This is a genomic window from Intrasporangium sp. (assembly GCF_035280925.1).
In the GTDB taxonomy this organism is placed as follows: Bacteria; Actinomycetota; Actinomycetes; order Actinomycetales; family Dermatophilaceae; genus Intrasporangium.
Genome location: NZ_DATEEY010000144.1, coordinates 47,535 through 56,805, shown reverse-complemented (window position 1 = coordinate 56,805; position 9,271 = coordinate 47,535). Strand labels below are relative to the sequence as shown.

Annotated in this window: 6 protein-coding genes; 1 reads left to right on the top strand and 5 read right to left on the bottom strand. The window is 70.9% G+C overall.

Translation table 11 applies throughout. The features are described from left to right. The coding region (locus VJN29_RS13605; RefSeq protein ID WP_324144167.1) for a sigma-70 family RNA polymerase sigma factor at nucleotides 1–929 on the bottom strand (929 nt) is incomplete at its 3' end. A 255-nt stretch (nucleotides 930–1,184) separates the two neighbouring features. Next, nucleotides 1,185–2,093, bottom strand: a complete 909-nt coding sequence (locus VJN29_RS13600) for a methyltransferase domain-containing protein (RefSeq protein WP_324144166.1) — start codon at nucleotides 2,091–2,093, stop codon at nucleotides 1,185–1,187. Between the two features lie 95 nt (nucleotides 2,094–2,188). On the opposite strand from VJN29_RS13600, the gene VJN29_RS13595 reads away from it, so the two are divergent. Continuing rightward, on the top strand, nucleotides 2,189–2,704 hold the full coding sequence (locus tag VJN29_RS13595; protein WP_324144165.1) for a MarR family transcriptional regulator: 516 nt from the start codon (nucleotides 2,189–2,191) through the stop codon (nucleotides 2,702–2,704). 59 nt (nucleotides 2,705–2,763) lie between these two features. Here the strand turns inward: VJN29_RS13595 and VJN29_RS13590 are convergent, their stop codons facing one another. The 3 genes from VJN29_RS13590 to VJN29_RS13580 are packed head-to-tail and all read right to left on the bottom strand — an operon-like array spanning nucleotide 2,764 to nucleotide 9,163. Next, nucleotides 2,764–3,120, bottom strand: a complete 357-nt coding sequence (locus VJN29_RS13590) for a VOC family protein (protein WP_324144164.1) — start codon at nucleotides 3,118–3,120, stop codon at nucleotides 2,764–2,766. 39 nt (nucleotides 3,121–3,159) lie between these two features. Further along, complete coding sequence (locus VJN29_RS13585) at nucleotides 3,160–5,022, bottom strand: ABC-F family ATP-binding cassette domain-containing protein (RefSeq protein ID WP_324144163.1); 1,863 nt, start codon at nucleotides 5,020–5,022, stop codon at nucleotides 3,160–3,162. A gap of 55 nt (nucleotides 5,023–5,077) precedes the next feature. Beyond that, nucleotides 5,078–9,163, bottom strand: coding sequence for a BTAD domain-containing putative transcriptional regulator (locus VJN29_RS13580; RefSeq protein ID WP_324144162.1), 4,086 nt, complete (start codon nucleotides 9,161–9,163; stop codon nucleotides 5,078–5,080). Between the last annotated feature and the right edge of the window lie 108 nt (nucleotides 9,164–9,271).

Sequence of the window (9,271 nt, the reverse complement as noted above, 5' to 3'; positions counted from 1 at the left end):
CGCCCGCACTGTCGTCCCTCGGTATCGCTCCCGGCAGCTGCTGCCCCGCCGGCGCTCGCCGCAGCCCCCGCAGCGCTGGCACCGGACGCGAGGGCCGCCGTCGCGACGGCACTGACGAAGCCTGGCGTCGAGAGGCCCGCGAGGAAGATGAAGGGCACGATGAGGGCCGGGAACTCCTGATGGATCGCTCGAAGGTCCGCGGCCACGAGCGAGGCGTGCGGGCACGACTTGAGGTGCTCTTCGACGCGAGCGTTCTGCCGCTTGGGTAGGCGACCGCGCACATGCGCCCCGAGGTGTGCGATGGCCCAACGACACTCGTCGCTGTCCGCGTCTGGCAGACTCCGCCGGGCACAGGCGTCGAGGTACTGGGCTCGCAACGCCTCGCGGGCGCGCATGGCTCGCGCGCTCACCGCGTTGGCCGACATGCCGAGGACCGGGGCGAGCGACCGCGGCGCCTCGCCCTCGACGGTGGTGTGCCAGAGGACACGCTGGTCCCGCTCGGAGAGACCGCGGAACGCGGTGCGGATGAGGTCGGCGTCAAACCCCTCCCCCGGCCCGTTCAGATCGTCGAGGGCGGGCTCACTGAGCCGCTCGAGCTCGTCGCCCTCGGTGGGGACGACCTTGAGCTCGCGGCGACCCTGGTCGATGGCAACGGTCTTCACCGCGGACAGGAAGTAGGCGCGGAAGTGCTCGTCGGGTCCCTTGCCCTGCTGGATCAGCGAGAAGACGCGGGCGGAGGCCTCGGCGACGACGTCCTCGGCCGCAGTCCGGCTCCGGTACTTGGTCGCGACGGCGTAGGCGGCCGGCAGGTGGCGGCGCCAGAGCTCTCCGAACGCCTCGGCCGAACCCTCGCGACTGCGAGCGAGAAGGTAGAGGTCAGCGGCCGAGGACCACGCCTCGCTCGACCACATGGACGTGTCAGCCGCCACGCGCTGCCTTCCGACGTTGCCAGAGCCCTGAGGAGCCCCGACCAGTGTGCCAAGCGGGCGGGAACCCCGTCGAATCTGCCTGGTCCGGACGTCTTCGAGAGGTGAGCGTGTTCCCGCTCATCCGGCGAATCCCCTCCACCAAACTCGCCGGATGAGCGGAACCTGACGGCGGTCGGTCCCAGTCAGGCGCTCCCTCCCCTGACCACCGGGAGTCCGGGAACCGTCGTCACGAGTTGAGACGAGGCGTCCGGTCTTTCATGACAGGGTTTCCGACGCTTCCTCGGAATTTTCGGGAGGCGTTTCCGTGGGCTCGCTGCTCTTGTGTGCCACGGCGAAGAGCCGGGTGAAGGGGAAGAGGACCCCGAAGGGGCGACGCGGGTAGGCCGCCTCGAGCTCCCGCTCGTAGTCGGCGAGGAAGGCAGCCCGTCCCTCGTCCTCGTTCAGCACGCCCAGGACCGGCCGCAGACCGGTGCCGCGAACCCACGCGAGGACCGGGTGCTCAGCGCCCTCCTCAGCGGCCAGCAGCTGCAGGTAGGTCGTCTGCCAGGCGTCGACCTCGGCGCCGAGGTCGAGCAGCAGGGCGGCGTAGGTCTCGAGCAGGGCGACAGACCTGGCGCGGTCGAGGCCCGGCGCCAGCTCCGACGCCCGCGGGTGGCGCGCCGCCACCTCTCGCATGAGCCGGTGCGAAGGCGCGTCGAAGTTCGCCGGGACCTGCATCGCAAACGTGCCCCCCGCCGGAAGCCCCTCGAACCAGGCGGGGATGAGGCGCAGGTGCCTGGGCACCCACTGGAGGGTCGCATTGGTCACGAGGACGTCGACCGGCCCCTGCGAGGCCGCCGGATCCCATTCCTCAGCCCGGGCCTCAACCCACTGGACCCGCCCGTCAGGATCGAGGGCGCGGGCCTTGGCGAGCATCTCCGGAGAGCTGTCCACTCCGAGGACCGCGGCCTCCGGCCAGCGTGCGGCCAGGCTCAGGGTGAGCTCACCGCTCCCACAGCCCAGGTCGACGATCCGTCGCGGCGAGGGTGTCGGGATCCTGGCGACCAGTTCGTGGAAGGGCCGGCTTCGCTGGTCGGCAAAGCGCGCGTACTGGGTCGGGTCCCAAGCGGCATCCGGCGTCGCCGCTCCCGTGCGGGGGTCGAGGTCGTCGGTTTGCGGGTTCACAGATCTCCTTTGCTGGTCGCGTCTGTCATCTCTCTGTTGCCATCCTGACATTCCCTTGATGTCAAGACTCTTGACGCCGCTTCTAGAGTGGCCTCATGAGCCCCGATCGCGTGCCCGTCGACGACGTCGACGTCATCGTCTCCGCGTGGCGCCGCGAACGCCCCGACCTCGATGTCACACCGCTCGAGGTGCTCTCGCGCGTGTCGCGGCTCGCCCGGCGCCTCGACCTCGCCCGCGGCTCCGCCTTTGGCGAGCACCTGCTCGACGGGTGGGCGTTCGACGTGCTCTCCGCGCTGCGCCGCGCCGGCGAGCCCTACGAGCTCTCGCCCGGCCAGCTCGTCCAGCAGACGCTCGTCACGTCCGGCACGATGACCAACCGCGTCGACCGCCTCGAGCGCAGTGGCTTCGTCGAGCGCCGCCCCGACCCGAGTGACCGGCGGGGCGTGCTCGTGCACCTGACGCCCAAGGGCCGCGACGCGGTCGACGCCGCGATGGCCGACCTCATCGAGCAGGAGAAGACGCTGCTGTCCGAGCTGTCGCCGACGGACCAGGCCACCCTCGCGTCGCTGCTCCGGCGCATGCTGGCGCCGCTGGAGTCGCGGGAGCGCTGACGTGGCCGGGCCACTCGATCGCCCCTCCCGCATCCAGTGTGCACTTCGCGTCACCCGCCTCACCTCTGCTGGAACTCGAGGCGGTTGCCCACCGGGTCGGTCGAGTGGAAGCGCCGGACTCCCGGGATGCTGTCGTCCCACTCGACGCTCGCCCCGGAGGCCGCCACGCGCGCTGCGAGCGCCTCGACGTCGGCGACCGCGATCCCGGGGTGCGCCTTGCGGGCGGGCCGGAAGCCCTCCTCGATGCCGACGTGGATCTCCAGGCTTCCAGAGCGGAACCAGGCGCCGCCTCGGGCGCGCAGCCGGTCGGGCTTCTCGAGTTCGGTCATGCCGAGCACTCCGCCGTAGAAGGAGCGCATTGCGTCCTCACAGCCCGCCGGACCGGACACCTGGACATGGTGGAGAGACATTGCCATGTCCTGAAACTATCTTGATATCAAGATACTTTCAACCGTTCAGCCGATGACCTCGGCAGCCTCGAGCCACTCGAGCTCCAGCTCCTCCTTCTCCGCGACGACCTCGCTGAGCCGGGCGTTGAGGTCCGCGAGCGCCGCGGGGTCGGTCGCGGCCGCGGCCATCTCGCCGTGCAGGCGGGCTTCCCGGTCGGCAACGCGCGCCAGCTGCTTCTCGATCCGCGCCATGGCCTTGCGCGCCTCCCGGATCTCCGCCGCGCTCGCGCTCGGGGTGTCCGACCCAGCCCCGTCGGAAGGAGCGCGTATGCCGCTGGGCGCGCTCAGCGGCATACGTCCCTTGGACTGTGGCTGGCCTGCGCGGAGGCGCAGGTACTCGTCCACGCCACCGGGGAGGCCGCGCAGCCTTCCGTCGCCGAGGAGCGCGAGCTGGTGGTCGCACGCGCGCTCGAGCAGGTAACGATCGTGGCTGACGATGACGAGGGTCCCGGCCCAGCCGTCGAGGACGTCCTCGAGGCTGGTCAGCGTCTCGATGTCGAGGTCGTTGGTCGGCTCGTCGAGGATGAGGACGTTGGGCTCCGCGAGAAGCAAGCGGGTCAGCTGGAGGCGTCGCCGCTCGCCACCGGAGAGGTCGCCGACGCGGGCCTGCTGTCTTCCGCCCGAGAAGCCGAGCCGCGTGGCGAGCTGGCTGGCGCTGGTCTCCTTGCCGCCGAGGGTGGTCCACTGACGGACGTCCTCGATGGCCTCGATGACCCGCCGCGAACTGAGGCTGTCCAGCTCCCGTACCTCCTGCGTCAGGTGGGCGATGCTGACCGTCTTGCCCACCTTGCGGCGACCGCTCGTGAGCGGCTGCTCTCCCGTGAGGGCACGCAGGAGCGTCGACTTGCCGGCCCCGTTGACGCCGACGATGCCGACCCGTTCGCCGGGCGCGAGCCGCCAGGTGACGCGGTCGAGGATGGTCAGCTCGTTGGGTGGCTCACCGAGGGCCACCGTGGCGTCCTCGAGGTCGAGGACGTCCTTGCCGAGGCGCTTCGTCGCGAAGGACGCGAGCTCGACGCTGTTGCGCGGTTGCGGCTCATCCGAGATGAGGGCGGTGGCGGCGTCGATGCGGAACTTCGGCTTGCTCGTGCGGGCGGGCGGGCCGCGGCGCAGCCAGGCGAGCTCCTTGCGCAGGAGGTTGGCGCGGCGGTCGGCGACGACTCCGGCGAGCCGGTCCCGCTCCGCCTTGGCCAGGACGTAGGCGGCATAGCCACCGTCGAATGCGTTGACCTGCCCGGCCTCGACCTCCCAGGTCAGGCTGGCGTAGGCGTCGAGGAACCACCTGTCGTGGGTGATCGCAACCGTGGCGTTGCCGGGCCGTGGTCTGGTGGTCGCGAGGTGGTCGGCGAGCCAGGCGACGCCCTCGACATCGAGGTGGTTGGTGGGCTCGTCAAGGAGCAGGAGCTCCGGGTCGTCGACGAGCAGCTGTGCGAGGGCCAGCCGGCGCCGTTCACCGCCCGACATCGGGCCGACGATGGCATCGAGGCCGCCGACGTCAGGTGCCTCGACGCCGCCGAGCAGTCCGGTCAGGACGTCGCGGATGCGCGCCTCGCCCGCCCACACGTGCTCGGGACGGTTCTGGAGCACGGCCTCGCGGACCGTGTGGCCGGGATCAAGGGAGTCGTCCTGCGAGAGCATGCCGACCCGGATGCCCTCGGTGCCACCCTGTCTGGAGACGCGACCCTCGTCCGGCTCCTGGCTTCCCGCGATGACCCTCAGCAGCGTCGACTTGCCGCCTCCGTTGCGACCGACGACGCCGATCCGGTCACCGGCCAGCACCCCGATCGAGACGCCGTCGAGGACCCGGGTCGTCCCGAAGACGAGGGAGACGCGCTCGAGGTTGACGAGGTTGGTTGCGGCAGGTGGCATGGCCTACCGACCCTACGGCCAAGTCCATGCGGCGAGCCAACCAGCGACGCAGTCGCTAGCTTGCGGGACACGTCTGGTGGTAAGGGATCTGGTCGCCGAAGATCTGCCGCCACTCGTCAGCCGTGAGGTTGCGCTGCGCGACCTTGCAGGCGTGCCGAACCCAGCTGTCCACGCTGGTGTCCCAACGCAGGACCGTTCCAGTGCCTGTGGCCATGATCAGCGTGTGGCTGCCGTCCAGGAAGACGGCCGCCGCGGGCACGTCCACCCGGCCGGGCGCGATGGACTCGCGGGCGGCGCCCGTGCGGCCGTCCCAGAGCCGCACCCGACCGTCAAAGCCGGTCGTGACGACCAGTGCGCCATCGGACGAGAAGTCGACCCGGAGAACGGACTGCTGGTGCTGACGCGTCGGCTTCGTGGACCATTCACCGGAGTCGAGGTCGAGGATGCCGAAGTCGCCCTCCTCGCTCCCGACCGCGAGGAGCCGTCCGTCCGGCGAGGCATCGGCGTGGGTCACGCTGAGCCCGAAGTCAGCCGAGCGAAGGACGCGTCCGGACGCGACATCGACCAGCACGTACCTCGTGCCGTCGACGAAGGCCACCACCCGCCCTCGACCGGCCCACACGAGCTCATGCAGGTCACCATCGACCCGGACCCTCGGTCCGACGGGCTCCAGCGTCTCTGCATCGACCTGGTAGACGAAGCCCCCGCGTTCCCCGACGACGAGCCGCCCACCATCGGGAGTGTAGGCCAGGGCCTCGATGGGGCCCTGCCCGACTTCCTTCTCGACGACCAGACGGCTGCGACGCCAGTCCCAGACGCGGATCCAGCGGTCCCCCGGGACGGCGAGGCGCTCAGCGTCCGGTGGCCGCCACACGCCCCAGTTCTGGTAGGTCCCGACGAGGGGCCGCAGCCAGCTGCCCGGGAAGACGTCGAGGACGTCGATCCTGTCCGCCCGCTCCAGCGCGCCCCCTGTCACCGATGAGAAGGCCACGGCCTCCCCGTCGGGCGCGGGCACGACGAGCGCGCCGAGATCCTTGTGAACCGGTGGCACGACCTGTTGGACCAGGCGTCGGTCACCCCGGGCGTCCCACGCACTCAACCGGCCATCCGCCGTGAGCGTGTAGACGGTGGCGCCGTCGGGGCTGAAGTCGAGGTCCTTCACTTCCTCGGACAAGCCCTCGATGCGCTCCCGCCGGGGACCGCGCACCTCCCACAGCGTCACGGTGCGCTCCTCCGAGCCACCGGCCAGGACCGTTCCGTCCGGTGAGAAGGCCAGGTGCTCGGTGAAGCCGGTCGGGCTCGGCAGGCGGCGCTGGACCTTGAGGCCGACGGTCTCGAGGATGAGGACCTGCTCCCCACCGATGGCGAGGGTACGGCCGTCAGGAGCGAGCTCCAACGGTCCGAGGAGGTCCTCACTGCCACGCCCAACGAGGACATCGATACCGGTCGAGGCCAGCCGACGTCCCGAGGCCACGTCGTACACCTCGATGGCAGTTCCCTTGACGTTGACGTAGAGCCGCTGCCCGTCATTACTCAGCTGCAGGTCCCAGACTGGCATCGGTATGGCTCGAATGAGCGTCGTGCCGCGCCATAGGTGGACGGCTGCAGCGCCACGGGAGAGCATGGCGGCGGCCAGCACCCCGGCTTTCACACTTGCCTGCACGCCCCACATCTCATCGCCAGCTGGCGGGATCGTCTTTCGTGTGTCGGACGCCGGGTCGACGAGCTGGAGTTGGCCCTTCCACGCGGTTGCCAGGCGACCGTCGGGAAGAAAGGCGACGGACTCCGCCCCGACCTCGAGCGAGTCGACCTCCCGGAGTGTCTCTGGGTCGCGGATGCTGAGGGCGTTGTCCAGGGTGATGGCCAGGTCACCTCTCGAGCCGACGGTCAGGTCGGTGGCCTGCTTCGTCGCCGTGGACGCGACAAGAGTGGGCCATCGCGTCACGGCGCTGAGCAGCGCCGCGCGCGTGTCGGAAGCGTCCCGCAGCCGCACCGCTTCCACCCCTGCGAGAGCCGCGACCATCGGGTCCTGGGACTCGTGGGCGACCGCGGCGGCTGCCTGAGCCTGCGCCATGACTGCCGCCTCAGCCGCGCGGTCCTGTTGCCGGACCCCGAACACCGCAGCGACGCCGGCCACGAGCGCCAACGTCGTGAGGCCGGCGACCAGGCCCCTCGTCGTCATCGCCTGATGACGTCGGCGCTGGGCAGCTACCTCCTCCCGGCTGACCTCCTCGGCGTTGAGCCGTTCGGACGCGTCCAGGAATGCCGACTCGGTTGGCGTGATGGCCGTGGCCGAACGCCGTCGCCAATCGAGGGCCCGAGACAGTCGAACGCCGCGGTAGAGCTCGCTGTCCGGCCGGCCGAGGAGATCCCAGCTGTCGGCGGCTCCGGCCAGGTGACGCACGATCCGCTGCCCCTCGAGGTCGTCCTCGAGCCACCCCTTGAGCCGCGGCCACGCCCGCGCGAGGGACTCGTGCGCCAGCGCAGCCACCCCATCGTCGACCGTCACGAGCCGGGCGCGCACGAGCACCTCGACGAGGTCTTGTCCCTGTCCCGGAGCCAGCTGCCGAGCAGGGACCCAGTTCCGGACGGGCTCACCGTCCGCAGCCATGGAGACCAGCCGAAGGAGCAGGTCGTGGAGCGTGGCCCGCTCCGCATCCGGGAGGCCTTGGTAGACCAGCTCGGCAGACAGGGCCACCGCGCCCCGGATGCCTCCCGATGCGCGGTACCCGTCGACGGTGAGGGTCCGTCCCTCGCGGGCCTCCCAGGTCTGGTGCAGGGCGTGTGCCATCAGCGGTAGCGCCCCGGGTTCCTCCGTCACCTCGGCCACGAGCAGGTCGACCAGCCCGGACTCGACGACCAGTCCCGCCTCGGCGGCGGGGCCGTTGATCGCGAGTTGGAGAGCTGCTTCCTCCATCGGGCCGAGGAGGTACAGGCCACGTTCGACGAGCCTCGCCAGGGCCGCGTGCGCGCTGACCCGGCCGAGCCGGTCGGCCCGGATCGTGAGGATGAGGCGCCCGCGACGGGCGTGCTCGACGAGTGCTGCGAACAGCTCCTCCCGCTCGCCCTCACCGCACGCGGCGACGACCTCTTCGAGCTGGTCGACCACGAGGGTGTCCTCGGCGGTGGCCACCGAGGCCGACCGGACCGCACCAACCGGTTCCGGACACACGCCGACGAGCTCGACACGACCGCCATCACGGTGGAGCGCAGCCATGACCCCCGCCCTGATGAGCGAGGACTTGCCGCTCCCGGACGGCCCGACGACGACGAGCACCCCGGTCTGCTCGAGGCGGCGAAGGCATTCGACCGTCTCGGCCTCGCGCCCGAAGAAGAACTCACCTTCGTCGACGTTGAAGGGGCGCAACCCCGGATACGGGTTCTGCGCCAAGGTCTCGGGCAGGGTCGTGGCGGCAACCAACGACGCATCCTGGCGCAGTACTGCCTGCTCGAGCTGGGTCAGCTCGGCCCCTGGGTCCAGCCCCAGCTCGTCGGCCAGGCGGCGGCGCGCCTGCCGCAGGGTTCGCAGGGCAGCTGCCTGGTCCCCGGACAGGTACTCGGCGAGCGCCAACAGCGCCCATCGCCGCTCTCGGAGCGGCTCCTGCGCGACCTTGGCCCGCGCTTCCGGCACCGTCTCGGCATGGAGTCCGATCCGCAGGCTCGCCTCGAGCACGGCCTCCTCCGCCTCGCGACGCATCGCCCCCAGGCGCTCGGCCTCGAAGCGGCCCGGCTCCCAGTCCTGCAGCTCGGCGAGCGGACGCCCGCGCCAGAGGGCAAGTGCCTCGCGCAGGGCATGGACGGCACGGTCCGCGTTCCCCTGTCGCAGGAACTGGTGCCCGCGATCCACGAGCCGCTCGAACCGCACGGCATCGACCCCGTCCCCGCCCAGTGCGAGGCGGTAACCGTGCGGCGTGGTCGCGACCGCAGCCGAGCCGGCCGCCTTGCGGATCCGCAGGATGCTGCTGGGGATCAGCTTCGACCACGACGCCGGCGGGCTCTCGCCCCACAGGGCCTCCGCGAGCTGCTCAGTGTTGAGGGCCTCCCCGCGCACCGCCACGAGCGCCTCGAGGACCACTTGGTCACGCGGCGACAGCGCTGCACGATCGTCGACGAGCAGCGGACCGAGCACGGAGATGCTCACGCTGCTCACTGTCCGCAGTACGCCGATACCTGTCAACGGGCCCGATACCCAACCGATATCGGCGCAGACGCTGTCCCGCGCCATGGATACCCAAGCGATATCGGCACG